At 71.2% G+C, this 24080-nt stretch carries 23 protein-coding genes; 12 read left to right on the top strand and 11 right to left on the bottom strand.

Going from position 1 to position 24080, the window contains the following annotated elements; genetic code table 11:
- Positions 1-40 precede the first annotated feature (40 nt).
- On the bottom strand, positions 41-985 hold the full coding sequence (locus tag ACFWBT_RS12850) for a hypothetical protein (protein ID WP_385698878.1): 945 nt from the start codon (positions 983-985) through the stop codon (positions 41-43).
- Positions 986-1066: 81 nt separating this feature from the next.
- Here ACFWBT_RS12850 and ACFWBT_RS12845 point away from each other — a divergent pair, with 81 nt between their 5' ends.
- Together ACFWBT_RS12845 and ACFWBT_RS12840 are read left to right on the top strand one after the other, a co-directional pair.
- Positions 1067-1261, top strand: coding sequence for a DUF3046 domain-containing protein (locus ACFWBT_RS12845; RefSeq protein WP_385698876.1), 195 nt, complete (start codon positions 1067-1069; stop codon positions 1259-1261).
- 60 nt (positions 1262-1321) lie between these two features.
- The gene (locus ACFWBT_RS12840; RefSeq protein ID WP_385698874.1) at positions 1322-2533 is read left to right on the top strand and encodes an AI-2E family transporter; all 1212 of its coding nucleotides are present in this window, start codon (positions 1322-1324) and stop codon (positions 2531-2533) included.
- A gap of 3 nt (positions 2534-2536) precedes the next feature.
- On the opposite strand, the gene ACFWBT_RS12835 is transcribed toward ACFWBT_RS12840, so the two are convergent.
- The gene (locus ACFWBT_RS12835; protein WP_385698923.1) at positions 2537-3289 is read right to left on the bottom strand and encodes a hypothetical protein; all 753 of its coding nucleotides are present in this window, start codon (positions 3287-3289) and stop codon (positions 2537-2539) included.
- 429 nt (positions 3290-3718) lie between these two features.
- Here ACFWBT_RS12835 and recA point away from each other — a divergent pair, with 429 nt between their 5' ends.
- The 4 genes from recA (at position 3719) to ACFWBT_RS12815 (ending at position 9293) form a co-directional block, all read left to right on the top strand.
- Complete coding sequence (recA, locus tag ACFWBT_RS12830; RefSeq protein ID WP_385698871.1) at positions 3719-4846, top strand: recombinase RecA; 1128 nt, start codon at positions 3719-3721, stop codon at positions 4844-4846.
- A 3-nt stretch (positions 4847-4849) separates the two neighbouring features.
- Positions 4850-5782 (top strand): recombination regulator RecX, encoded by a 933-nt coding sequence (gene recX / locus ACFWBT_RS12825; RefSeq protein WP_385698868.1) that lies wholly within the window; start codon positions 4850-4852, stop codon positions 5780-5782.
- Positions 5783-6054: 272 nt separating this feature from the next.
- The gene (locus ACFWBT_RS12820) at positions 6055-6762 is read left to right on the top strand and encodes an ArsR/SmtB family transcription factor (RefSeq protein ID WP_385698866.1); all 708 of its coding nucleotides are present in this window, start codon (positions 6055-6057) and stop codon (positions 6760-6762) included.
- Positions 6759-9293, top strand: coding sequence for an ABC transporter permease (locus ACFWBT_RS12815; RefSeq protein WP_385698863.1), 2535 nt, complete (start codon positions 6759-6761; stop codon positions 9291-9293). The genes ACFWBT_RS12820 and ACFWBT_RS12815 overlap by 4 nt, the downstream gene beginning before the upstream one ends.
- 71 nt (positions 9294-9364) lie before the next feature.
- Here ACFWBT_RS12815 and ACFWBT_RS12810 read toward each other — a convergent pair whose 3' ends face one another.
- From ACFWBT_RS12810 to ACFWBT_RS12775, 8 genes are all read right to left on the bottom strand, one after another.
- Entirely contained in the window at positions 9365-9802 is a 438-nt protein-coding gene (locus ACFWBT_RS12810) for a rhodanese-like domain-containing protein (protein ID WP_385698860.1), read from the bottom strand.
- On the bottom strand, positions 9799-10362 hold the full coding sequence (locus ACFWBT_RS12805) for a cysteine dioxygenase (protein WP_385698857.1): 564 nt from the start codon (positions 10360-10362) through the stop codon (positions 9799-9801). The genes ACFWBT_RS12810 and ACFWBT_RS12805 overlap by 4 nt, the downstream gene beginning before the upstream one ends.
- A gap of 73 nt (positions 10363-10435) precedes the next feature.
- Positions 10436-10507, bottom strand: coding sequence for a putative leader peptide (locus tag ACFWBT_RS12800; RefSeq protein WP_324618291.1), 72 nt, complete (start codon positions 10505-10507; stop codon positions 10436-10438).
- A 141-nt stretch (positions 10508-10648) separates the two neighbouring features.
- Positions 10649-12331 carry an FAD-dependent monooxygenase gene (locus tag ACFWBT_RS12795; protein ID WP_385698855.1) on the bottom strand — a complete coding sequence of 561 codons (1683 nt, stop codon included), beginning with the start codon at positions 12329-12331 and terminating at the stop codon, positions 10649-10651.
- A 185-nt stretch (positions 12332-12516) separates the two neighbouring features.
- The gene (locus ACFWBT_RS12790; protein ID WP_385698853.1) at positions 12517-13410 is read right to left on the bottom strand and encodes an amino acid ABC transporter permease; all 894 of its coding nucleotides are present in this window, start codon (positions 13408-13410) and stop codon (positions 12517-12519) included.
- Positions 13407-14075 carry an amino acid ABC transporter permease gene (locus ACFWBT_RS12785; RefSeq protein ID WP_385698850.1) on the bottom strand — a complete coding sequence of 223 codons (669 nt, stop codon included), beginning with the start codon at positions 14073-14075 and terminating at the stop codon, positions 13407-13409. Before ACFWBT_RS12785 ends, ACFWBT_RS12790 begins: the two co-directional genes overlap by 4 nt.
- A 151-nt stretch (positions 14076-14226) precedes the next feature.
- Positions 14227-15069 (bottom strand): glutamate ABC transporter substrate-binding protein, encoded by an 843-nt coding sequence (locus tag ACFWBT_RS12780; RefSeq protein ID WP_385698848.1) that lies wholly within the window; start codon positions 15067-15069, stop codon positions 14227-14229.
- 106 nt (positions 15070-15175) lie between these two features.
- Positions 15176-15952, bottom strand: a complete 777-nt coding sequence (locus ACFWBT_RS12775) for an amino acid ABC transporter ATP-binding protein (protein ID WP_385698845.1) — start codon at positions 15950-15952, stop codon at positions 15176-15178.
- A 285-nt stretch (positions 15953-16237) separates the two neighbouring features.
- On the opposite strand from ACFWBT_RS12775, the gene ACFWBT_RS12770 reads away from it, so the two are divergent.
- Both ACFWBT_RS12770 and ACFWBT_RS12765 read left to right on the top strand, forming a co-directional pair.
- Entirely contained in the window at positions 16238-16924 is a 687-nt protein-coding gene (locus tag ACFWBT_RS12770; protein WP_385698842.1) for a response regulator transcription factor, read from the top strand.
- A 9-nt stretch (positions 16925-16933) separates the two neighbouring features.
- Complete coding sequence (locus tag ACFWBT_RS12765; protein WP_385698840.1) at positions 16934-18340, top strand: ATP-binding protein; 1407 nt, start codon at positions 16934-16936, stop codon at positions 18338-18340.
- 108 nt (positions 18341-18448) lie between these two features.
- On the opposite strand, the gene ACFWBT_RS12760 is transcribed toward ACFWBT_RS12765, so the two are convergent.
- Positions 18449-19447, bottom strand: a complete 999-nt coding sequence (locus ACFWBT_RS12760; RefSeq protein ID WP_385698838.1) for a TAXI family TRAP transporter solute-binding subunit — start codon at positions 19445-19447, stop codon at positions 18449-18451.
- 128 nt (positions 19448-19575) lie between these two features.
- On the opposite strand from ACFWBT_RS12760, the gene ACFWBT_RS12755 reads away from it, so the two are divergent.
- The 4 genes from ACFWBT_RS12755 (at position 19576) to ACFWBT_RS12740 (ending at position 23771) form a co-directional block, all read left to right on the top strand.
- Positions 19576-20010, top strand: coding sequence for a MazG nucleotide pyrophosphohydrolase domain-containing protein (locus ACFWBT_RS12755; RefSeq protein WP_385698919.1), 435 nt, complete (start codon positions 19576-19578; stop codon positions 20008-20010).
- Positions 20011-20363: 353 nt separating this feature from the next.
- Positions 20364-21242: an alpha/beta hydrolase gene (locus ACFWBT_RS12750; RefSeq protein ID WP_385698835.1), complete on the top strand. Its 879-nt coding sequence runs from the start codon at positions 20364-20366 to the stop codon at positions 21240-21242.
- 112 nt (positions 21243-21354) lie between these two features.
- Entirely contained in the window at positions 21355-22881 is a 1527-nt protein-coding gene (gene miaB / locus ACFWBT_RS12745; protein WP_385698832.1) for a tRNA (N6-isopentenyl adenosine(37)-C2)-methylthiotransferase MiaB, read from the top strand.
- A gap of 161 nt (positions 22882-23042) precedes the next feature.
- Positions 23043-23771: a class III extradiol dioxygenase subunit B-like domain-containing protein gene (locus ACFWBT_RS12740; RefSeq protein ID WP_385698829.1), complete on the top strand. Its 729-nt coding sequence runs from the start codon at positions 23043-23045 to the stop codon at positions 23769-23771.
- The last annotated feature ends 309 nt before the right edge of the window (positions 23772-24080 follow it).

Below are 24080 nucleotides of genomic sequence, written 5' to 3'. Positions count from 1 at the left end.
ACCCGGGCGCCCCGGCCCGGCTCCCGGGCCCGCCGTCGCCTCAGTCGATGGGCCGGCCGTACGCCCGGAGCGTGCGCAGTGCCTCGATCGTCACCATGGGACGGCACTCCAGGGCGGTGCCCGGTGCCCACTGACGCCATCGGATCGGCCACCCGCCGTCCTCCTGCTGCTCGTCCGCGAGGTGGTCGAGCGAGCGCGCCATCTCGTCGTCGGTGAACCACGCGCGCGCGAGCGATCCCGGAGTCCGCGCGTAGTCGTGCGGGAAGTGGTGCTCGCCCGGCGCGTAACCGGGCGCGACCGGGTACTCCTCCAGGCGCCCGGGGTCCAGCACGGCGAGCCGGTGCTCACGGACGAGACGGCCCAGCCGGTCGGCGCTCGCCTCCGCGCGTGGGCGGTCCGCCGCGGAGTCCAGGAAGGCGACCGCCGCCTCGATCTCGTACGGATGGGACTTCTCCAGGGACTCGACCGCCTGCCAGCAGAAGTCGGTGGCCCGGAAGAGCCAGGCGTGCCATACCTCGTTGCGGTGGAGCAGGCCCACCACCGGGCCGGTGGCGAGGAGTTCGCTCGGCGGATCGTCGACGACGGGCACGAAGGGGGCCGTCGGATAGCCGCGCTGGCTGGGGTGGATCGCGGGCAGCGCGCCGTCCGCCGTCGACACGGAGGTCAGATAGCGGCACACACGCTCCACGCGCTGGCCGCCGCAGCGTCCGATCGAGTCGAGTACGCGCAGCGCGTGCCCGGTGTGCAGCGGCTGGCTGACGGGGCCGCGCAGATCGGGTTCGAGCGCGTGTCCGTACCCTTCGTCGTCGTTGCGGTAGGCGGCCAGCGCGGTCTCCACCGCGTCGGCGTCGCCGTCGAGGAAGTGGTACGCGAAGCGGCGTTGCTCCAGCACGCGCGCGGTGAGCCAGACGAAGTCCTCGGCTCGCGCGATCGGGGAGAGCGATGGGGGCGTCTGGGGGAGTGGGGCTGCTCCTGTTTCGGCCATGCGTCAGACCGTAGGGCGGAAAGCGGTCTCGGCAGGCGGTCCCCGGCTCGGGCCCACTCTCAGGAGCGGGATACTGGTGTCATGCGGTTGACGGTCTTCTGGCAGCGAATGGCGGATCACTTCGGCGCGGGGTACGCCGAGACCTTCGCGCGCGATCATGTGATGACGGGACTCGGCGGGCGTACCGTCCACGAGGCGCTGAACGCGGGCTGGGAGGCCAAGGACGTGTGGCGTGTGGTGTGCGCGACCATGAACGTTCCGTACGAAAACCGCTGACGGGACCGAAGACCCGGGGTACGTGGATCCATTGTCGGTGGCGTGGGCCAGACTTGCTCCGTGGCCCCGACTGACGAGAACACGCAGGTAGACCAGCAGGCATCACCCTTCGGCACGACGCCGCCCGACCCGCCGGGCGGGGGCGCCGCCGGGCAGGCCGCGCGCATGCCGCGCTGGCTGCCGCGTGCCATGGTGCTCGCCCTCGCGCTCATCGCCGTGTTCCAGCTGGGCAGTTGGGCGTTCCACCAGCTCACCGGCCTGCTGATCAACATCCTGATCTCGTTCTTCCTGGCGCTCGCGATAGAACCCGCGGTCGCCTGGATGGCCTCACGGGGCGTTCGCAGGGGACTGGCCGCCTTCCTCGTCTTCCTCGGCTCGCTGATCGTGATCGCCGGGTTCATCACCCTGCTCGGCTCGATGCTCGCGGGCCAGATCATCAAGATGGTCGAGGGTTTCCCGGACTACCTCGACTCGGTCATCAACTGGATCAACACGCACTTCCACACCGACCTGAGACGGGTCGACATCCAGGACAGCCTGCTCCACTCGGACTGGCTGCGGAAGTACGTCCAGAACAGCGCCACCGGCGTCCTGGACGTGTCCGGGCAGGTCCTGGGCGGTCTCTTCCAACTGTTGACGATCTCGCTGTTCTCGTTCTACTTCGCCGCCGACGGACCACGGCTGCGGCGCGCGCTGTGCTCGGTGCTGCCGCCGGCCCGGCAGGCCGAGGTGCTGCGCGCCTGGGAGATCGCCGTCGACAAGACCGGCGGCTATCTGTACTCACGCGGTCTGATGGCGCTGATCTCGGGCATCGCGCACTACATCCTGCTGGAGGCGCTGGGCGTGCCCTACGCGCCAGTGCTCGGCGTGTGGGTGGGCGTGGTCTCCCAGTTCATCCCGACCATCGGCACCTATCTGGCGGGCGCCCTGCCGATGCTGATCGCGTTCACCATCGACCCCTGGTACGCGCTGTGGGTGCTCGTCTTCGTCGTGGTCTACCAGCAGTTCGAGAACTATGTGCTGCAGCCCAAGCTGACCTCCAAGACGGTGGACATCCACCCCGCGGTCGCCTTCGGGTCCGTCATCGCGGGCACCGCGCTCCTCGGCGCCGTCGGCGCGCTGATCGCCATCCCCGCCGTCGCCACCCTGCAGGCGTTCCTGGGGGCGTATGTGAAGCGGTACGACGTCACGGACGACCCGCGGGTGCACGGGCACCGCACGCCCAGCTCGGCCGGTTTCGTCGCGCGCGTGCGGCGGCTGTTCGCCCGGTGACGTTCACCAGGTGAGGACCGCCAGGACACCGGTGGCGACGACGGCCGTCGCGTAGCAGCCGACGGCCCCGTACATGACCCGCCGTCCGGCCTTGTCGCTCCAGCCGGTGCGCGACAGCAGCCAGGCCAGCGCGGGCAGCACCAGCACGGCGTGCAGGCTCACTCCGTGCAGCGGCTTGAGCGGAGCCGTCGAGTGGTACGCGGCCTCCTGGTGGCCGGTCCGGGTGAGGACGACCCCGCGCGCGATCATCGCGGCGCCCGAGGCCAGCGCGACGAGCAGGATCGCGAACCCGGAGCGCACGGCGAGCGGCATGCCCGCGGGGCCCACGGGCCGGCTCCGGAAGGAGGCCACCGCGAACACGGTCAGCAGCACGACCAGAACCCCGCCGCCCACCGCGAGCATCATGGACACCGCCGTGTCGAAGCCGGTCTCCATGTCGAGGTGCGAGGGCACCCGGCGCCACGCCTGGAGGGTGATGCCGCCGACCTCCACCACACAGTCCGCGGCGAACACGACGAGCAGAGCGGTGCGCAGCCTCGCCCCGACCCGCACGTACGACGTGACCCACGTGATCGCGATCAGTGTCAGCCCGAAGGAGAGCCCGAAGGTGACGGGCTTGCGCCAGGAGACGGGACCGTCCCACGGGCCGCCGTCGACGGCGAAGACCAGCAGATGCAGGCAGCCCGAGAGGACGAGCAGGGCGCCCGTCGCGCAGCAGAGCCACTCGGCCGGCCGGAGAGAGGGCTTGGGCCGCATCAGGGGGCGGGCCGTCGTCGGAGGGCTGGTCCTCGTCGTTCGCATGACCCACAGCCTGCCGGGCGGGCCGGGCGCCGTCGTCGTACGGCCGAAGGAACCGGCGGTACGCCCGGGAGAGTAGCCCGTGGCCGGGACAGGCGCCGGGACGGCCGCCAGGACAGGTCCTCGGCCCGGCCCGGCGGGACATTCGGGGCGTTGTCGGAGTGTGAACGTAGTCTCGGAGGTGCCGCGTGGTGCGCTTGACACGAAAATCGAACATCCATTCTTATGGAAGTTCCGGCGGAGCTCTTGATGGGGGTTTCGGCATGGTTTCGACGGAGATGTGCCCGAGTTATCCACAGGCCGGACGGGCGTCGGGGCGCATTGTCAGTGGCAGGCGTTAGCGTCTTTGACGTGAAGCGATCGACTCAAGCAAACCGGGTGGAACCCATGGCAGGAACCGACCGCGAGAAGGCGCTCGACGCCGCGCTCGCGCAGATTGAACGGCAGTTCGGCAAGGGCGCCGTGATGCGCCTGGGCGAACGGCCGAATGAGCCCATCGAGGTCATCCCCACCGGGTCGACCGCGCTCGACGTCGCCCTCGGCGTCGGCGGGCTCCCGCGCGGCCGCGTGGTCGAGGTCTACGGCCCGGAGTCCTCCGGTAAGACGACCCTGACCCTGCACGCGGTGGCGAACGCGCAGAAGGCCGGCGGCCAGGTGGCCTTCGTGGACGCCGAGCACGCCCTCGACCCCGAGTACGCGAAGAAGCTCGGCGTCGACATCGACAACCTGATCCTGTCGCAGCCGGACAACGGCGAGCAGGCCCTCGAAATCGTGGACATGCTGGTCCGCTCCGGCGCGCTCGACCTCATCGTCATCGACTCCGTCGCCGCCCTGGTGCCGCGCGCGGAGATCGAGGGCGAGATGGGCGACTCGCACGTGGGTCTGCAGGCCCGTCTGATGAGCCAGGCCCTGCGGAAGATCACCAGCGCGCTCAACCAGTCCAAGACCACCGCGATCTTCATCAACCAGCTCCGCGAGAAGATCGGCGTGATGTTCGGCTCCCCGGAGACCACCACCGGTGGCCGGGCGCTGAAGTTCTACGCCTCGGTGCGACTCGACATCCGCCGCATCGAGACGCTGAAGGACGGCACCGACGCGGTCGGCAACCGCACGCGCGTCAAGGTCGTCAAGAACAAGGTCGCGCCGCCGTTCAAGCAGGCCGAGTTCGACATCCTGTACGGGCACGGCATCAGCCGCGAGGGCGGCCTGATCGACATGGGCGTGGAACACGGCTTCGTCCGCAAAGCCGGCGCCTGGTACACGTACGAGGGCGACCAGCTCGGCCAGGGCAAGGAGAACGCGCGCAACTTCCTGAAGGACAACCCCGACCTCGCCAACGAGATCGAGAAGAAGATCCTGGAGAAACTGGGCGTCGGTGTGAAGAAGACCGAGGAGCCCACCGCCACGCCGGGCGCGGACGCGGCGGTCTCGGCTGCCCCGGACGACACCGCGAAGACGGTGCCCGCTCCGGCTGCCAAGGCCACGAAGTCCAGGGCCGCGGCGGCCAAGAGCTAGTCCATGACACGACGAACCGACTGGGCCGAGTACGCCTACCCCCCCGCCTCCGAGGGGCCGGGGCAGGGGTACGGCGGGGGAGACAGCGGCTCGGCCGGAGACGGTGACAGCTCGCACGACGGCGGCGGGGGGTACGGCGGCTCGTCGTACGGCGCCGGTGACGGGCTCCATGGCGCCGACGGCTTCTACGCCGTCGATCCGGACGACGGTGGTCCGGACGGCGGCGGTTCGACGGGCGGTGACGCGCGGCGGGGTGACGGCCTGCCGGCCGGTCACAGTTCGCCGGGCGCGGCCTCCCGGCGTGGTGGACGCGGTGAGGGGGGACCGCGTGGTGGACGAGGGCGTCGGAGGCGAAGCGGTTTCGGTGAGCCGTCCGGCGACCCGCAGGACGGAGGCACCTCCTCCTCGTCGAGGGCCGAGAAGGGGGAGTCCCCGGGGGACCCGGCTGAGCGGGCGCGAGCGATCTGTCTGCGCCTGCTCACCGGGACCCCGCGCACACGGAAGCAACTCGCGGACGCGTTGCGCAAGCGCGAGATCCCGGACGAGGTGGCGGACGCGGTGCTGTCACGGTTCGAGGAGGTCGGGCTGATCAACGACGGCGCCTTCGCGGACGCCTGGGTGGAGTCCCGGCATCACGGCCGGGGGCTGGCCAGGCGGGCGCTCGCCCAGGAGCTGCGGACCAAAGGCGTGGAGCCGACGCTGATCGACGAGGCCGTCGGACAGCTGGACTCCGATCAGGAGGAGGCGACCGCCCGTGAGCTGGTCGCCCGCAAGCTGCGCTCCACACGCGGACTCGACCGCGACAAGCGACTGAGGCGCCTCGCGGGCATGCTCGCCCGCAAGGGCTACTCCCAGGGCATGGCCCTGCGCGTGGTCCGCCAGGCGCTGGAGGAAGAGGGCGAGGACACGGAAGGGCTCGTGGACGAGGGGTTCTGATCCCACGGGCTTCCGCATGAGGGCGGCTCGAGGCACCGGGGTGACCCGGGATGCCGGGGCGATGGTGTCCGATCACGGGCCCTGAACACGGTGGACGCGCGGGGGCGCCGATCGCGTTCAGGGCCCGGACGCATGCCCGGACGCATGCCCGGACGCACTCTCTGACGCATGCCCTGACCTCAACTCCCCTTGGCGAGGTGGGGTTAACCCCCGGTCGAAGACGCCTGGTCACCGCAGTGCACAGGCATCTGTGCACAGACGACTGTGTACGCATGGCACAGGAACCCGGCGCGCTGGAGACAGCATCCCCGAAGGGGCCGCACGCCCCCACCGAACTCTCCGACCTCGCCGCGCTCAAGGCCCTCGCGCAGCCGCGTCGGCAGCGCATCCTGCAGCACCTCACCCTGCACGGCCCGGCCACCTCGGCGACCCTCGCCCGAGAGCTGGGACTCAACACCGGAGCCACCAGTTACCACCTGCGCGAACTCGCGCGCTACGGATTCGTCGAGGAACAGGACGCGGCGGACGGGCACCGCCGGGAGCGCTGGTGGCGGGCGGTTCCCGGTGACCGGCGCTTCCCGCCGCGCAGCCGGCAGAGCCCCGAGATGCGTCTCGTCATGGACGAGTTGAACCATCACGCGTACGCCGCCGACCTCGAACTCTTCGAACAGGCGCAGCTGCGGGCCGGCGCGCGCGAGGACCCCTGGGCCGACGCCTTCCCCTACTCGCGCGGCAGCATCCGGCTCACGCTCCCCGAACTCCGCGCGTTCTTCGAGGAGTACATCGCGCTCCTCAACCGCTACAAGCGCCCGGACACCGACACCCCGCCCGGAGCGCGCACCGTACTCACCCGGTTCCTGGCCCTCCCGGCCCCCGACGCCGCACCCGTGAGCGAGCCGGCGCCCGACGACAGGGAGCCCCACGACAGAGCGCCCCACGACAGAGAGCCCCACAACGGAAAAGCGAGCGACCCGACATGATGCTGCGCTACGCCCTGAAGAGCGTCCGGGCCCGCAAGGGCGGCTTCCTCGGTGCCTTTGTCGCCCTGATGTGCGCGGCCGCCCTCATCACCGCCTGCGGCACCCTCCTGGAGACCGGCCTGCGCGGCACGATCCGCACCGAGCGCTATGCCGCGGCGCCGGTCGTGGTCTCCGCCGACCAGAACGTCCACCGGACGACCGTCAAGCACAAGAACGGCAAGACCAAGGTCAAGCACAAGGCGAAACCGATCGCCGAACGGGCCTGGCTCGCGGACGACCTCGCCGCCCGGCTGCGCCGAGTGCCCGGGGTGGACCGGGTCGTCCCCGAACTGACCTTCCTGGCACAGCCGTTGACCTCCGCCGCGACCGTCGAGAAGGACCGGCCCGCCTACGGTCACGGGTGGGCATCCGCCGCGCTGACCCCGTACAGGATCGTCACCGGTACCGCGCCCGAGGCCGACACCGACCTCGTCGTCGACCGTCGCTTCGCCGAGCGCGCCCGTCTGCGGCCCGGCGACCGGCTCACCGTCCAGTCGACACAGGCACCGCGCACCTACCGGATCAGCGGGATCGCCGCGCCCGCCGCCGATGTGCGCCATCAGACCTCCCTCTTCTTCTCCACAGCCGAGGCCACGCGGCTGGCCGCGCACCCCGGGCAGGTCACCGCCTTCGGGGTGCTGCCCGACAGCGGCAGGGACATCACCGATGTCGGGCAGGCCGTGGCCGAGGCGCTGAACGGAACCACGGCGCAGGTCAGTACCGGCGACGACCGCGGACCGGTCGAGTTCCTGGACGCGGCCGCCGCCCGGATCGAACTGGTCAGCATGGGCGGCGCGATGGGCGGCACCTCGCTGCTCGTGGCCGTCCTGGTGGTCGTCGGTACCTTCTCCCTCTCGGTCCGGCAACGCCATCGCGAACTCGCCCTGCTGCGCGCCATCGCCGCCACCTCCGGGCAGATCCGCACCCTCCTGGGCCGGGAGGCGCTGATCGTGGGGGCCGCCGCCGGTGTCATCGGCGCACTCGCGGGTCTGCCGCTGGGGGGTTGGCTGCACAGCCGGTTCGTCGCCATCGGTGCCGTCCCGTCCACGCTTCAGCACACGGTCAGCGTCTTCCCTCTCTTCGCCGCTGTCGCCGCCACCCTGCTCGGCGCCTGGGCCGCCGCGCGCATCTCGTCCCGTCGCGTCGCCCGCATCCGCCCGGCCGAGGCGCTGGCCGAAGCCCGGGTCGAGCGCGCCCGCCCGGCCTGGGGACGAGTCCTCGCCGGTCTCGCGCTGCTCGCCGGGGGAGCCGTTCTCGTGGTCGTGCTCAGCGTGCTGCGCACCGAACCCGCCTCGACTCCCGTGACCTTCCTGGCCGTCGTGGTCCTCGCCGGTGCCGTCGCGCTGCTCGGACCGCTGCTGGTCCGGGCCACCGCGGCGCTGCTCGCGGGCCCGCTGCGGCTGACCGGACCCGGGGGACGGCTCGCCCGCGCCAACCTCCGCGGCAACGCGGCCCGCATGGCCTCCGTCGTCACTCCCCTCACCCTCCTCATCGGCATGACCTGCACGGTTCTCTTCGTCCAACCGACCCTCGGGAACGCGGCCCGTGCCCAGGCGCGTGAGGGCATCCGCGCCGACTGGGTGCTCGCCGCCCAGGGCCCCGGAGTCCCGGCCGAAGCCGCCCGTCTGCTGCGCATGCGGCACGACGTGGTCACCGAAGTGGTCCGGACGACCGTCCGCGTGGGCCTGGACAAGTACGCGGCCCAGGGCGTCACTCCGGCCGGGCTGTCCCGCACCTGGGACCCGGACGTCACCGCGGGCTCCCTGGAGAACCTCGGGAGCAGCACCGTCGCCGTCAGTGAACTCGCCGCGGACCAGCTCCACTTGAAGCCCAGAAGCACGCTGAGGCTCACCCTGGGTGACGGCGTGCCCGTCCGCCTCACGGTCGCCGCCGTCTACGCCAGGGGCCTGGGCTTCGGTGACCTCACCCTCGCCCACGACCTGGTCGCCCGCCATGTCGACAACCCACTCGCCACCTCCGTCCTGGTCGGCACGGCCCGCACACAGACACAACTCGCGACTACGCTCCGTGAGTTCCCGGCCGTGCGTGTTCTCGCTCCGGCCCGGGCGGAATCGATCCAGGCCGAGCGGCGGCAGGCGAACGCCGAGGTGAACCACCTCGCCATGGGCCTGGTCCTCGCCTTCACCGCCATCGCCGTCGTCAACACGCTCGCCATGTCCGTCTCCGAACGGGTCCGCGAGTTCGCGTTGCTCCGCCTCGCCGGAGCGACCCGCCGTCAGGTGCTGCGCATGCTGCGGACCGAGGCACTGTCGGTGCTGCTGCTCGCGACGACGCTCGGCAGCGGTATCGCCCTCGCCGTCCTGACCGCGTTCAGCGTCGGCATGACGGGCGGCGCCGCCCCGGCGGTCACCCCGCTCGTCCACCTGACCGTCGTCGGATTCGCCGGACTGCTCGCCCTGGTCGCGACAGCCCTGCCCGGACGTGCGGCCCTGAGGACGCGCCCTGTCACGGTGGCCACCGCCCAGGAGTGACAGGTAAGGGGCAGCACGCAAGAGTGGGCGCCCCTTACCTCAAGGGGCGCCCAGCCGTGCTCGACCGGCGGTCAGTCCTCCGCGTCGGCAGCCGTCACCGGAAGGCCGGTGTCGGAAGCCGTCACCGGAAGGCCGGCACCCTTCCACGCCTGGAAGCCGCCGACGAGATCGGTGGCCCGGTGCAGCCCCAGCCGGCGCAGGGATTCGGCGGCGAGGCTCGACGCGTACCCCTCGTTGCAGAACACCACGACCCGCAGGTCATGGCTCGTGGCCTCCGGGGCGCGGTGGCTGCCCGTGGGGTCGAGCCGCCACTCCAGTTCGTTGCGCTCGACGACGAGGGCGCCGGGGATCAGGCCGTCGCGCTCGCGCAGGGCGGCGTACCGGGTGTCGACCAGAAGCGCTTCACCGGCCCGCACCGCCTCGAACGCCTCCTCGGCCTCCACCCGGTCCAGGCCCGCGCGGACCTGCTCCAGCAACGCGTCGATGCCCACGGGCGGCCGCGTGCTCACTGCCAGTCCACCGGACGCTCGACGTGCTCCAGACGCAGCACCGGGCCTGTACGGCTGTAGCGGCGGATCTGCGGGAGCGGCGGGTAGTAGGCGTGGACCGAGATCGCGTGCTCCTCGGTGGACTCGTTGAGCACCTCGTGCACGTGGTGGCGGCCGAAGGCGCGGCCGGTACCCGCGGGCAGCTTCCGCTGCCGGTCGATCTCTTCGGCGAGTTCAAGGGTTTTCCAGCCGTCGGCGGGCAGCCGGGCGGCGAGTGAGTTCTCCTTGAGTTCGCCCGACGCCGTGAGGAAGGCGCCCACCGATTCGGCGTGGTCGTGCCAGCCGGTTCCGGTGCCGGGCGGCCAGCCGATGAGCCAGGCCTCACTGCCGCCGGGGCCTTCGAGCCGCACCCACGTGCGGCCCTCGGGGTCGAGGGGGAGCGAGGCGATCAGTTCGGTGTCGGCCGCCGTACGGCGCACGAAGGCGAGCAGGTCGGCCTGGGTGGGGGTCTGAGGGGCCGCGGCGACAGCGGCGGACGTGGAGGCGGCGGCAGACGCGGAGACAGAGGGTGACACAGACACTCGGACCGTCCTGAGGGTTCGCGAGAGGGGCGCGCGGTGGCACGAGAGCGGCGCGCGGGGAAGGGATGCGAAATCAGAAGGACGGACGACACACGCAGCCCGCATAGCGGAGGAGGTCCATATGGACCCTCCGCCACAGGCGCACACAGGTGTCGGTCACGATCCGGAGTACACCATGGTGGCGCAGACCGGTCAACTCACCGTCACCATCTGGACCAGGAATGCTCAAGGATCTGGGAAGCCCCAGCTCAGACGGCTACAGACCGTTCAACCGGTTACCGAGCGTTCAACTGCTGCCCGCCGTCGCCTCCGCGGCGGCCTCCGCCTCCGCCGGTCCGCCTAGGGTCGCCTCGGCCGCCTCGTACAGGTCGGCCGGGCGGACTCCGGCGAGCGCGGTGACCAGGTGTCCGTCGGGGCGGACCAGGAGAACGGTGTGCGCGGCCGCACCCGGGTAGCTCTCCGCGACGAGCAGTTCCGCGGGGTGCGGCAACGCGGCCACGGCGGCGGCGAGCCGGGGCATGATGCCGGCCGTCACCCAGTGCCTGCGCTCCCAGACACCCGTACCCGGAGCGATCAGCACGACGAGCAGCACACCGCGCCCGAGCCGCTCCCGCAGCGGTACGAACGAGCCGTCCTCCGCGGTCACCCGCACATCGACGACCGGTGCGCCGGGCTCGGTGTCGACGGGGGCGTGCGACTCGGCGTGCGGGGGCGCGAGAGGTGAGTCGGGGTACGCCCCCGGCGCGCCCAGTGGTCCGCGACCCAGGTGGCCGTCCGTGAGCAACGCGTCGTGACCACGGGCCGACCCGGGGACGTAGGCGCGCAGGCCGCCACCGCCCCGCAACAGAGGCAGTGCCTGGTCGGCGGCGCGCAGCCGGGCGGCGACCACGGCGCGCCGCTCCGCCTGATAGCTGTCGAGGAGCGCCTTGTGCGGGCCGTGGTGCCAGGCGAGCGCCAGCTTCCAGGCGAGATTGTCGGCGTCCCGCAGCCCTTCGTCCAGGCCCTGGGTGCCGAGAGCGCCGAGCAGATGGGCCGCGTCCCCGGCGAGGAAGACCCGGCCGACGCGCCAACGGCGGGCGAGACGGTGGTGGACGGTGTGGACTCCGGTGTCGAGCAGTTCGTACGCGGGTGCGGTGCCCCCGCTCCAGCCGCCGAGGGTCTCCCGGACCCGGGCCACCAGCAGGTCGGGCGTGACCAGGTCCTTGCCCGGGGGCAGCAGCCAGTCCAGGCGCCACACGTCCTCGGCGAGGGGACGCGCGGTCACCTCGTCCACCGAGGGGCCGGACGTCCGCCACGGCGGTGTCCGGTGCAGCAACGCCTCACCGGGCCAGGGAAGTTCCGTACGCAGGGCCGCAACGGCGTGCCGCTCGACGGCGGTACGCCCGGGGAAGCGGATGTCCTGGAGCTTGCGCACCGTCGAGCGCGGTCCGTCGCAGCCGACCAGGTAACTGCCGCGCCACCAGGTGCCCTTGGCCCCCCGGGTGTGCGCCGTGACCCCCGAGGTCTCCTGCTCGACGGAGTCGAGGCGGCTGTGCACGGCGACCTTGATGAGCCGCTCGTGGATGATGGCCTCGCGCAGGGCGCCGGTCAGCGCGTGCTGGGCGATGTGCAGCGGGGCGGTGAACTCCTCGCCGTCCGCCGGGATTCCCGCGCTCCGGGAGTCTGCGGCGCTGTTCGAGCGCTCCACACTCCTTGGACTCTCCGCGCCGAAAGCGATCTCGCGCATCACCTGCTTGCGCCGCATCGACCGCCATCCGGCCCAACGGAAGCCGGCGTCGTCCAGCGGCAGTCCCGTCAGCCTTTCGACGAGCGCCGTCGTGTCCTCGCGCAGCACCACGGTCCGCGCGAGCCGCTGTTCGTCCTTGCCGGGCCCCTCGTCGAGGACCACGGAAGGGACCTCCTGGCGGGCCAGCGCAAGGGCGAGCGTGAGCCCCACGGGCCCTGCTCCGACGATGATCACCGGGTCCACGACGCGGTGCCCCCTGCCCGGAGCTGTGTCCTGAGGGACGTACGGGAACAGGCAGGTGGAGCGGGGTGCACGATCACAGAACGTATGCAACCCATTGCCGCTGCTTGCGTCAAGTGACGGGGGCAGTGGTGATCATGCCTCTGCCCCCGCCGGTCAAACCGATCCACTGTTCTTCGGACGATTAGTCAGAAGCCGCCCCCGCCCGCGCCCGTCGCCGCGGTACCGGCGATCGACGCGTCGTTCGGGGAGAGCACCGCCCCGGTCGTCTTCTTGCCGCGGCGCAGCCTGCCCTCCAGCCAGGAGGCGAAGCTGGTGATCGCGAAGTTCAACACGATGAAGATGACGGCGACCACGATGAAGCTCGGGATGACGTTGGCGTAGTTGGCCGCGAGGGTGCTCCGCGCGGTGAGGAGTTCCGAGTACCCGATCATGACGCCGCCCAGCGCGGTGTCCTTCACGATGACGACGAGCTGGCCGACGATCGCCGGGAGCATCACGGTGACCGACTGCGGCAGCAGGATGCTGGTCATCGTCTGGCCCTTGCGCAGACCGATCGCGTACGCGGCCTCCGTCTGTCCCTTGGGGAGCGCGAGGATGCCGGCTCGTACGACCTCGGCGAGGACCGCGGAGTTGTAGAGCACCAGACCGGTGACGACCGCGTAGAACAGACGGTCCTCGCTGGCGATGTTCCCGGACTTGGCGTAGAGCTCGTTCGCGAACAGCATGAGCAGCAGGACCGGGATCGACCGGAAGAACTCGACCACGGCACCCGCCGGAACACGCACCCAGCGGTGGTCGGACAGGCGCGCGATACCGAAGACCGCGCCCAGCGGGAGGGCGATCACCATGCTGAGCGCGGCCGCCTTCAGCGTGTTGAGGAGACCCGGCCACAGATAGGTGCTCCAGGCGTCCGCCGTGGTGAACGGCTCCCACAGGTCCCATTTCAGCTGGCCCTTGTCGTCCATCGCCATCCAGATCCACCACAGGAACAGGGCGAGCAGGACGAAGAAGACCACCGAGATGAGCAGATTGCGGCGCTTGGCCCGGGGACCGGGGGCGTCGTAGAGGACGGAGGTCATCGCTTCACCGCCAGTCGCTTGCCCAGCCAGCCGAGAATGAGGCCGGTGGGGAGGGTCAGGACCACGAACCCGAAGGCGAAGAACGCGGCAATGAGGACCGTCTGGGCCTCGTTCTCGATCATCGTCTTCATCAGGGTGGCGGCCTCGGCCACGCCGATGGCGGCGGCCACGGTCGTGTTCTTGGTCAGCGCGATCAGCACGTTCGCCAGCGGGACGATGACGGAACGGAACGCCTGCGGCAGCACGACGAGCCGGAGGGTCTGCCCGAAGCTCAGACCGATCGCGCGGGCGGCCTCCGCCTGCCCGACCGGCACGGTGTTGATGCCGGAGCGCAGCGCCTCGCAGACGAAGGCCGCGTGATAGCCGATGAGACTGAGGACCGCGAGCCGGAAACCCTGGAGATCGAAGTTGTCGGGCGCGCCCAGCGTGACACCGAAGATGTCCGCGAGACCGAGCGAGCTGAAGACGATGATGACGGTCAGGGGGATGTTCCGGACGATGTTCACGTAGGCGGTGCCGAACCCGCGCATGAGCGGGACCGGGCTGACCCGCATCGCGGCCAGCAGGGTGCCCAGGACGAGGGAGCCGAGGGCGGAGAAGACGGTGAGTTTCACCGTCATCCAGAACGCCTCTAGGACGTCATAACCTTGAAGAAAGTCGAACACGATCTCCCGCGCTTCCGGGTGGTGGCGTACTGGCGGACGCGGTGTGCCGCCGCCGTGATCGCGTCGGGCGGCGGCACACCTGCGGAACCCCGCGTGAACCCGCGGGTTCCTGCGTTACCTGAGGGTCCCTGCGTTGGCTGGTGATCCGGTGCTACGAGACGATCACGCCGATCTTCGGAGCCTGCTCGTTCTTGTAGCTGGCCGGGCCGAAGTTCTTCTCGACCGCCTTCTGCCAGTCGCCGTCGCTCACCATCTTCGTGAGGGCGGCGTTGATCTTCTTCACCGTCTCGGCGTCGCCCTTCTTGACGCCGACACCGTAGTTCTCGTTGCTCAGCTTGAGCCCGGCGAGCTTGAACTGACCCTTGTACTTGTCCTGCGCGGCGAAGCCCGCGAGGATCGAGTCGTCGGTGGTCACCGCGTCCACGGCGCCGCTCTGCAGGCCCGCGATGCACTCCGAGTAGCCGCTGTACTTACGCAGGTTGGCCTTGGGGGCGATGGTGTCCTTGACGTTCTGCGCCGAGGTGGAGCCGGTCACGGAGCACAGCTTCTTGCCGTTGAGGTCCGTGCCCTTGTTGATGTCCGAGTCGGCCTTGACGAGCAGGTCCTGGTGGGCCAGCAGGTACGGGCCGGCGAAGTCGACCTTCTGCTTGCGCTCGTCGGTGATCGAGTAGGTCGCCGCGATGAACTTCACGTCGCCGCGGGCGAGCGCGTTCTCACGGTCGGCGCTCTTGGTCTCGACGAACTCGATCTGGTCGGGCTTGTAACCGAGCTGCTTGGCCACGTAGGTCGCGACGTCCACGTCGAAACCGGCGAAGGAACCGTCGGGCTGCTTCAGGCCGAGCCCGGGCTGGTCGTACTTGATGCCGACCTTGATCTTGCCGCCGTCCGAGGACGAGGACCCGCTGTCGTTCTTGTCGTCCGAACCGCACGCGGTGGCGGTAGCGGCGAGAGCGAGTACGGCTGCCGAGGCGGCGGCTGCCTTGCGGAGCTTCATGGTGAACATCCTTTGAGTGATGAAGAACTATGGGCCGTCGACGGACGGGGTGACGTGAGGAGTCCTCCACGCGCGGGGACGTCAGGATCCCCACGCGCGGGGACCGTCAGTGGTGCAGGATCTTCGAGAGGAAATCCTTGGCACGGTCGCTGCGCGGATTGCTGAAGAACTGGTCCGGCACAGCCTCTTCGACGATGCGGCCGTCGGCCATGAAGACGACGCGGTTGGCAGCCGAACGAGCGAAGCCCATCTCGTGGGTGACGACGATCATGGTCATGCCGTCCCGGGCCAGCTGTTGCATGACTTCGAGGACCTCGTTGATCATCTCGGGGTCCAGCGCGGAGGTCGGCTCGTCGAAGAGCATGACCTTGGGGTCCATCGCCAGCGCCCGTGCGATCGCGACGCGCTGCTGCTGGCCGCCCGACAGCTGTGCGGGGTACTTGTCGGACTGGGTGCCGACACCGACGCGGTCGAGCAGCGCGCGGGCCTTCTCCTCGGCAGCCTTCCTGTCGGTCTTGCGGACCTTGATCTGCCCCAGCATCACGTTCTCGAGCACGGTCTTGTGCGCGAAGAGGTTGAAGGACTGGAAGACCATGCCCACATCGGCCCGAAGCCGGGCCAGCCCCTTGCCCTCCTGGGGCAGCGGCTTGCCGTCGATCGAGATGTCTCCCGAATCGATCGTCTCCAGGCGGTTGATGGTGCGGCACAGGGTGGACTTCCCGGACCCGGAGGGTCCGATGACCACGACGACCTCGCCACGGGTGATCGTCAGGTCGATGTCCTGGAGCACGTGCAACGCGCCGAAGTGCTTGTTGACGCTCTTCAGGACGACCAGTTCGTCGGTCGCGGCCATGGCGTCCTTGGCCACCGATACTTCGGTCATCGCTTTTGGGCTCCGTCCTCCTCGGTTTCGGAGGACAGTAGTAACGCCGTACGACCAGCGTCATTACATCTGAGGGGAACTTGAGCATCACGATCCGGTAGCAATCGGACACGTGTCGTAGCAGCCCGTACAAATGCGCGTACCGGCTGGGTAACGGAAGCCCCGCGCAACCCGAAGCCTCTTGACGCCGTCCTTGTCCATCGGCGTGACTTCCTTGGTGCACGCGAGCGTGCACCGTGTTCTACACGCTGACATCGTACGACCTGTGAACCGGAGGGGGCCGGAATGAGACTGCTTCTCGTCGAGGACGACAATCACGTCGCCGCTGCCCTGTCCGCGGTGCTGGCACGGCACGGTTTCGACGTCACGCACGCCCGCAGCGGCGAGGAGGCCCTGCAGGCGCTGGTCCCGGAGAGCGACGGGTTCGGTGTCGTCCTGCTCGACCTGGGGCTGCCCGACCAGGACGGCTACGAGGTCTGCGGCAAGATCCGCAAGCGGACCGCCACACCGGTGATCATGGTCACCGCGCGCGCGGACGTACGGTCCCGCATCCACGGCCTCAACCTCGGCGCCGACGACTACGTGGTCAAGCCCTACGACACCGGGGAACTGCTCGCCCGGATCCACGCCGTCAGCCGGCGCAGCGTCCACGACGACCCGGCGGCCCCCGGCGAGACCCTGCTGCGCCTCGGCTCCGTACACATCGAACTCCCCAACCGCCAGGTCACTGTCGACGGTTCGACGGTCCAGCTGACCCGCAAGGAGTTCGACCTGCTCGCGCTGCTCGCCCAGCGCCCCGGAGTGGTGTTCCGCCGGGAGCAGATCATCAGCGAGGTGTGGCGCACCAGTTGGGAAGGAACCGGGCGCACCCTGGAGGTGCACGTCGCGTCGCTGCGCTCCAAGCTGCGCATGCCGGCGCTGATCGAGACCGTACGCGGCGTCGGGTACCGGCTCGTCGCCCCGGCCTCGTAGCGGGCACGGGTGCGCACACGTCTCCTTCCGCTGCTCATCGTCCTGATGGCAGCCGTCCTGCTCGCGCTCGGCGTCCCGCTCGCGGTGAGTGTCGCGGCGGCCCAGCAGCAGCGCGTGGTCGTCGACCGCATCGACGACACCGCGCGCTTCGCGGCCCTCGCCCAGTACGTCACCGAGGCCTCCGGCGGTTCCCAGGAGGGCTTCCCGGACGAACGCGGCGAGACCCTGCGGACCGAACTCATCCGCTACCACGAGGTGTACGGCATCCGGGCCGGCGTCTTCTACCGCAACCGCACGCCCATGGCCAACGCCCCGGAGACCTGGCGTGTGCCCGGGACGGGAGTGGCCCGCGACGCCTTCAACGAGGCACTCGTCAGCCGCCGCAGCCACGACCCGGAGCAGGTCTGGCCCTGGCAGCGCCACCGACTCGTCGTCGCCTCCCCGGTCATCAGGGACGGCGACGTCATCGCCGTCGTCGTCACCGACTCGCCCACCGGGCAGATGCGTTCCAAGACCCTGCACGGCTGGCTGATCATCGGCGCGGGCGAGATCGCCGCGATGCTCCTCGCGCTCGGTGCCGCGCTGCGCCTCACCGGCTGGGTACTCAGACCCGTGCGCGTCCTCGACGCCACCACCCACGACATCGCGACCGGGCGCCTGAAGTCCCGGGTCGCGGTCGCCGGCGGCCCGCCGGAACTCCGACGCCTGGCCCGGTCGTTCAACGAGATGGCGGACAACGTCGAGGACGTGCTGGAGCAGCAGCGCGCCTTCGTCGCCGACGCCTCGCACCAGCTGCGCAACCCGCTCTCGGCGCTGCTGCTGCGCATCGAACTGCTCGCCCTCGAACTCCCCGAGGGCAACGAGGAGATCGCCTCGGTCCGCACCGAGGGCAAGCGCCTCACCCAGGTGCTCGACGACCTGCTCGACCTCGCGCTCGCCGAGCACGCCGAAGCCGATGTGCGCCTCACCGACATCGGCGAGCTGGCCGCCGAGCGCGTGGCGTCCTGGCAGCCGGTCGCCGAGAGCAGGGGCGTAAGACTGGCGGGGACCTGCCCGCCCACCACCGCGTGGGCCGACCCCGTCACGCTGTCCAGTGCTCTGGACGCGGTGATCGACAACGCGGTCAAGTTCACACCCGAGGGGGAGAGCGTCGAGGTGACCGTCGCGTCGAACGGCGAGTCGTCGACCATCGTGGTCACCGACGGCGGCCCCGGCCTCGGCGACGAGGACCTGGCCCGCATCGGCGACCGATTCTGGCGCAGCGCGGTCCACCAGAACGTCAAGGGCTCGGGCCTCGGCCTCTCCATCTCGCGGGCCCTGCTGGCCGCGGGCGGCGGCTCCATCGCGTACGACCACCACGAGCCGCACGGCCTGCGGGTGACGGTGACGGTGCCGAGGTCGGGGCCGTCGGCCTGAGGGACCTCGCGGGGCCCCGCTCCGCGGGACGACCCGCGCCGGAACCGGGTGGTTCCGTAGGCGGCAGGAGGCGGCAGGAGGCGCGCGCCGGGGCTCCGGCTCCGCGGGTCAGGGTTTGATCGACCGGTAGTAGCGGCTCGCGCCGTCGTGCAGGGGCAGCGGGTCCGTGTAGATCGCCGTGCGCAGGTCCACCAGCTGGGCCGCGTGCACCACGCCCCCGATCCGGTCGCGGCTGGCGATCACCGTGCGGGTGAGCTCCTCGGTGAGCTTCGCGTCCGCGTCCTCACGGGTGATCAGGTAGTTGGCCACGGCCAGGGTCTGCACGGGGGAGCCGCGCTGCGCCTCGGGGTAGGCGTCGGCGGGCATCTGGGCGGACCGGTAGTAGCGGGAGGCGCCGCCCTGCTCGTGCAGCTTCTTGACGAGGTCGCCGCCGATCGGCACCAGCCTGATGTCGTCGGCCTTGGAGAGGTCCACCACGGCGCTCGTCGGCAGGCCGCCCGACCAGAAGAAGGCGTCGATCTTGTGCTCTTTGAGCAGGCCGGGCATGGTCTTGATGCCGTCGGCGAGGGGCTCGATGTCCGTGTCGGGGTCCAGCCCCGCCGCCTGGAGCACATGGTTCGCGATCAGCCGCACCCCGGAACCGCTCGGTCCGAGGGCGACCCTCCGGCCCTTCAGGTCCGCCACCGACCGCACGGACGACGAGCGCGGGACCACCAGGTGCACGTAGTCGTCGTAGAGCCGCGAGCAGCCGCGCAGCCGGCCCGATCCCGGCTTGTTCTCGAGTATGTACGTCTCCACGGCGTCGGCCGCCGCGATGGTGAAGTCGGCCTCGCCCGTGGCCACCCGCCGGACGTTCTGCTGCGATCCGTCGCTCTTCTTCAGCTGCACGTCCAGGTCCGGCAGGTCCTTGGCGATGGCGCCCTGGAGGAGCTTGCCGTACTTCTCGTAGACCCCGGTCGAGGTGCCCGTGCTGAAGGTGATCGACCCGCTCGGGGACTCCTCGCCCAGCGGCAGCAGCCACCACAGCAGCAGCCCGACGACCGTGAGAGCGGTCGCCGAGCCGAACAGCGCGCGGCGCCGGCCGATACGGGGGAGTGCCTGGAACATGCGCGCGATCCTGCCAGTCCGGGGGCGGTCCTGACCAGGGCGGGACTCACAAGGGGGTTCCGGCTGATCGATAGGCTCGCCGGATGCAGCCGTCTTCCCCGTCGCAGGTCGCGCCTTCCACCACTCCGATGCCTTCCCCGGCCGCCGCCGAGTCCGGCGCCGTCCCTTCGCCCGCCTCCCTGGTCCGCGCGTTCCATCTCGCCTTCGGCCTAGAGGTCCGCGACACCCCGGCCGAGGTCTCCCCGGAGCTCGCCGCGCACCGCGGCGAACTGCTGGCCGAGGAGGCGGCCGAGGTCGCCGAGGTCTCGGTCGGCGGCCCGCTCGACCGGCTGGCGCACGAGCTCGCCGACGTCGTGTACGTGGCGTACGGCACGGCTCTCGTCCACGGGATCGACCTCGACGCGGTGATCGCCGAGATCCACCGGTCCAACATGACGAAGCTCGGCCCCGACGGCCATGTCGCGCGCAGGGCGGACGGCAAGGTCCTCAAGGGCGAGCACTACCGGGCCCCGGATGTGGCGGAGGTCCTGAGGCGGCAGGGGTGGAGCGCGCCGGACGCCTAGCGTGTGTCGGCACCCGGGGGCGCGGTGGCTGCCGTTCTCCCGCCTGTCTCTGCCGACTGGCCGACGGGTCGTCTCCGCAGGCTGGCCGACGCGCACCCTTCCGATGCCGCCGACCGGCTGACCCTGCTGGCGGGCCGACCCTGCCGGCTGGCCGACCGCACCCTTCCGGCACCGCCGACCGGTCGTCTCTGCCGGTGGCCGACTCGCACCCTTCCGACACCACCGACCGGCTTGCTAGCTTGCGCCCCTTCGCCCCTTCGCCCCTTCGCCCCTTCGCCCTCCGGGACCCGGCCACCAGGAACCGCGGGGTCGTCGGCACTCGGGGCGCCCACCAGCGACGACCAGGAGAGCGCGTGAACGAGCCGGCCGAACTCGATCTGCCCGTCGAGGGCGGAACCCTCCGTGTCCTGCGGTTCGGCCGGGGGCCGCGGATCGCCCTCGCGGCGCACGGCATCACCGCGTCCGGCATGGCCTTCGGCGCCATGGCCCGTCGACTCCCCGACGAGTGGACCCTGTTCGCGCCCGACCTGCGGGGGCGCGGCGGCAGCGCCGGCACCCCCGGCCCGTACGGCCTCGACCGGCACGCCACGGACCTGTGCCGCCTGGCCGAGGACCTGGGCGACGGCCGGCCCGTCGCCCTGACCGGGCACTCGATGGGCGCGTACATCGCGCTGCGAGCGGCGGCGCGACGGCCCGAGCTGTTCGACCGGCTGCTGCTCGTCGACGGCGGTCTGCCCCTGCCCGTGCCAGCCGGCGCCGACCTCGACGCAATCCTGGACGTCACCCTCGGCCCCGCGCTGGCCCGCCTCGGCCGGACCTTCGAGACCGACCGGGCCTATGTCGACTTCTTCCGCGCGCATCCGGCGCTCGGCCCCGACTGGAACGCGGACATCGAGGCGTACGTGCGCTACGACCTCACGGGGCCCCGGGGCGCTCGGCGTTCCAAGGCGCGGGAGGAGGCCGTACGGCACGACGGGCGGGATCTGCTGGCCTCCGCCGACCTGTTCGCCGCCGACCTCACGCGGCTGTCCGTCCCGGCCCGGCTGCTGCACGCGCCGCTCGGGCTGCTCGGCCAGGAGCCGCCGATGCTCCAGGCTGCCGTCGTCGAGCACTGGGCCGGGAGATCCCCGGGCCTGCCCGCCGAGCTGATGGCGGGCACCAACCACTACACGATCCTGCTGGGAGCCGCCGCGAAGACGGTCGCGGAGCGGCTGGTCGCACCCGGCGGCTGAGCACGACTCCGCAGGCCCGGAGCGGGCCGGACGGTCCGTGGATCCCCGTACCGCGCACCGGCCGGAGGCTCCGGCGTCCGGACGCACTCCAGCTACCGCCTACCCTTGTCACATGAGCAGCGGCGACCGGAGTCAGGCAGTGGACGTTCAGGAATCCAAGACGTACGAAGTGCGCACCTACGGGTGTCAGATGAACGTCCATGACTCCGAGCGGCTCTCCGGGCTCCTTGAGGACGCCGGTTATGTGAGGGCGCCCGAGGGCTCGGACGGCGACGCGGACGTCGTCGTCTTCAACACCTGCGCCGTCCGCGAGAACGCCGACAACAAGCTCTACGGCAACCTCGGCCGCCTCGCCCCCATGAAGACGAAGCGCCCCGGCATGCAGATCGCCGTCGGCGGCTGCCTCGCCCAGAAGGACCGCGACACCATCGTGAAGCGGGCGCCGTGGGTGGACGTCGTCTTCGGCACGCACAACATCGGCAAGCTGCCGGTCCTCCTGGAGCGCGCCCGCGTCCAGGAAGAGGCGCAGATCGAGATCGCCGAGTCCCTGGAGGCCTTCCCCTCCACGCTGCCGACCCGCCGCGAGAGCGCGTACGCGGCCTGGGTGTCGATCTCCGTCGGCTGCAACAACACCTGCACCTTCTGCATCGTCCCGGCACTGCGCGGCAAGGAGAAGGACCGCAGGACCGGCGACATCCTGGCCGAGATCGAGGCCCTGGTCGGCGAGGGCGTCTCCGAGATCACCCTGCTCGGCCAGAACGTCAACGCGTACGGCAGCGACATCGGCGACCGTGAGGCCTTCGGCAAGCTGCTGCGCGCCTGCGGGCAGATCGAGGGCCTGGAGCGGGTCCGCTTCACCTCGCCGCACCCGCGCGACTTCACCGACGACGTGATCGCCGCCATGGCCGAGACCCCGAACGTGATGCCGCAGCTGCACATGCCGATGCAGTCCGGATCGGACACCGTGCTGAAGGCGATGCGCCGCTCGTACCGCCAGGACCGCTTCCTGGGGATCATCGAGAAGGTCCGGGCCGCCATCCCGGACGCGGCGATCACCACCGACATCATCGTGGGCTTCCCCGGTGAGACGGAGGAGGACTTCGAGCAGACCCTGCACGCGGTCCGCGAGGCCCGCTTCTCGGCGGCCTTCACCTTCCAGTACTCCAAGCGCCCCGGCACTCCGGCGGCCACCATGGAGGGGCAGATCCCCAAGGAGGTCGTCCAGGCGCGCTACGAGCGTCTCGTCGCCCTCCAGGAGGAGATCTCCTGGAACGAGAACAAGAAGCAGGTCGGCCGCACCCTGGAGCTGATGGTCGCCGAGGGCGAGGGCCGCAAGGACGGCGCCACCCATCGGCTGTCCGGCCGTGCCCCCGACAACCGGCTGGTCCACTTCACCAAGCCCGACGAAGAGGTCCGCCCCGGCGACGTGGTCATCGTCGAGATCACCTACGCCGCCCCGCACCACCTGCTCGCCGAGGGCGCCGTCCTGGGCGTGCGCCGCACGCGCGCGGGGGACGCCTGGGAGAAGCGCAACGCCGCCGAGGCCGCCAAGCCGGCGGGCGTCATGCTCGGCCTGCCGAGGATCGGTGCCCCCGAGCCGCTCCCGGTCGCCGCGGGCAGCGGCTGCGGCTGCGACTGACCAAATGACCAACTGCCCGGCTGACCAACTGACCAACTGACCGGCTGACCGCCTGGCCGACTGACGGGGCGACATCGGCCGGGACGGCGGGCCGACGCGGGCCGACGGAACCGGAGTGGAGCCGGGGCGGATCGTCGGTCGGCACCGTTACGCTGCGGATCATGCTTGTAGCCGCCGCAGTCTGCCCCTGCCCTCCGCTGCTCGTCCCCGACGTCGCCGCCGGCGCGGCACCCGAGTTGCAGGCCGCCCGCGCGGCCTGCACGGACGCGCTGGGCGTGCTCGCCGCATCCCGTCCCGACCTGCTGGTGGTCGTCGGCCCCGCCGAACAGAACGGTCGCGGACCGCACCCGGAGGGCACCCGCGGCTCCTTCAGCGGTTTCGGGGTCGATCTCGAGGTGTGCCTCGGTCGCCCGGACGCGGCCGCCGCGAGCCCGGACGTCTCGGAACGCGGGCTGCCGCCCTCCCTCGCCGTCGCCGCCTGGCTGCTGGAGCGCACCGGCTGGTCCGACGCCCCGGTGGAGGGCCTCGGAGTGGGGGAACCTCTGGAGGCCGAGCGGTGTATCCAGGCGGGGGAGCACATCGGCGGCCGGGCCGGGCGGGTGGCGCTGCTGGTGATGGGTGACGCCAGCGCGTGCAGGACGCTCAAGGCGCCGGGCTATCTCGACGAGCGCGCGGCGGGCTTCGACGCGGAGGTCGCGCGTGCGCTGGGAACCGCGGACGTGGCGGCGCTCAAGGCACTGGACACCGCCCTGGCCCACGAGCTGAAGGCCGCGGGCCGCGCCCCCTGGCAGGTCCTCGCCGGCGCGGCCGAGGGCGCGGGGCTCGGCGGCGCCCTGCTCTACGACGACGCCCCGTACGGAGTGGGATACCTGGTGGCGGCCTGGTCCTAGAGGCCGCACCGGGAAAGCCGTGGCGCGTTGAGCCGTACGAGCGAGGGACGGCCGGGGCACGAACTCGCCGCCCGGCGGCGTCCCGCGGCTTCCGTCGCCCGGGCCCTCCGCCGCGCCGCTCTCGCCCCTCTGCCGTGCCCGGCGGCGTCCCGCGGCTTCAGCAGCTCCTGCCGTCCTGCTGTGCCCGCGTCGCTGCTGCCGTGCCCGCGTCGCTCACGCCGTCCCGTCGTGCCCGCGTCGCTCACGCCGGCCACCGGCCGCTGTGCCCGCACCGGGCCGGAAACGGCGGACGGCCGGAAGCCCGAGGGC

This window comes from Streptomyces sp. NPDC060027, assembly GCF_042737005.1.
GTDB lineage: Bacteria > Actinomycetota > Actinomycetes > Streptomycetales > Streptomycetaceae > Streptomyces.
Note: the sequence above shows the minus strand (reverse complement) of the source record. Positions and strands in the feature narration are given on the sequence as shown.

Bases quoted from the DNA above. Each gene is read 5' to 3' on its own strand.
- ACFWBT_RS12760 (WP_385698838.1), bottom strand. From the start codon at position 19,447: ATGTTCCAGGCACTCCCCCGTATCGGCCGGCGCCGCGCGCTGTTCGGC.
- ACFWBT_RS12770 (WP_385698842.1), top strand. From the start codon at position 16,238: ATGAGACTGCTTCTCGTCGAGGACGACAATCACGTCGCCGCTGCCCTG.
- recA (WP_385698871.1), top strand. From the start codon at position 3,719: ATGGCAGGAACCGACCGCGAGAAGGCGCTCGACGCCGCGCTCGCGCAG.
- ACFWBT_RS12780 (WP_385698848.1), bottom strand. From the start codon at position 15,069: ATGAAGCTCCGCAAGGCAGCCGCCGCCTCGGCAGCCGTACTCGCTCTC.
- ACFWBT_RS12775 (WP_385698845.1), bottom strand. From the start codon at position 15,952: ATGACCGAAGTATCGGTGGCCAAGGACGCCATGGCCGCGACCGACGAA.
- ACFWBT_RS12850 (WP_385698878.1), bottom strand. From the start codon at position 985: ATGGCCGAAACAGGAGCAGCCCCACTCCCCCAGACGCCCCCATCGCTC.
- miaB (WP_385698832.1), top strand. From the start codon at position 21,355: ATGAGCAGCGGCGACCGGAGTCAGGCAGTGGACGTTCAGGAATCCAAG.
- ACFWBT_RS12755 (WP_385698919.1), top strand. From the start codon at position 19,576: ATGCCTTCCCCGGCCGCCGCCGAGTCCGGCGCCGTCCCTTCGCCCGCC.
- ACFWBT_RS12820 (WP_385698866.1), top strand. From the start codon at position 6,055: ATGGCACAGGAACCCGGCGCGCTGGAGACAGCATCCCCGAAGGGGCCG.
- ACFWBT_RS12835 (WP_385698923.1), bottom strand. From the start codon at position 3,289: ATGCGGCCCAAGCCCTCTCTCCGGCCGGCCGAGTGGCTCTGCTGCGCG.
- ACFWBT_RS12815 (WP_385698863.1), top strand. From the start codon at position 6,759: ATGATGCTGCGCTACGCCCTGAAGAGCGTCCGGGCCCGCAAGGGCGGC.
- recX (WP_385698868.1), top strand. From the start codon at position 4,850: ATGACACGACGAACCGACTGGGCCGAGTACGCCTACCCCCCCGCCTCC.
- ACFWBT_RS12740 (WP_385698829.1), top strand. From the start codon at position 23,043: ATGCTTGTAGCCGCCGCAGTCTGCCCCTGCCCTCCGCTGCTCGTCCCC.
- ACFWBT_RS12790 (WP_385698853.1), bottom strand. From the start codon at position 13,410: ATGACCTCCGTCCTCTACGACGCCCCCGGTCCCCGGGCCAAGCGCCGC.
- ACFWBT_RS12845 (WP_385698876.1), top strand. From the start codon at position 1,067: ATGCGGTTGACGGTCTTCTGGCAGCGAATGGCGGATCACTTCGGCGCG.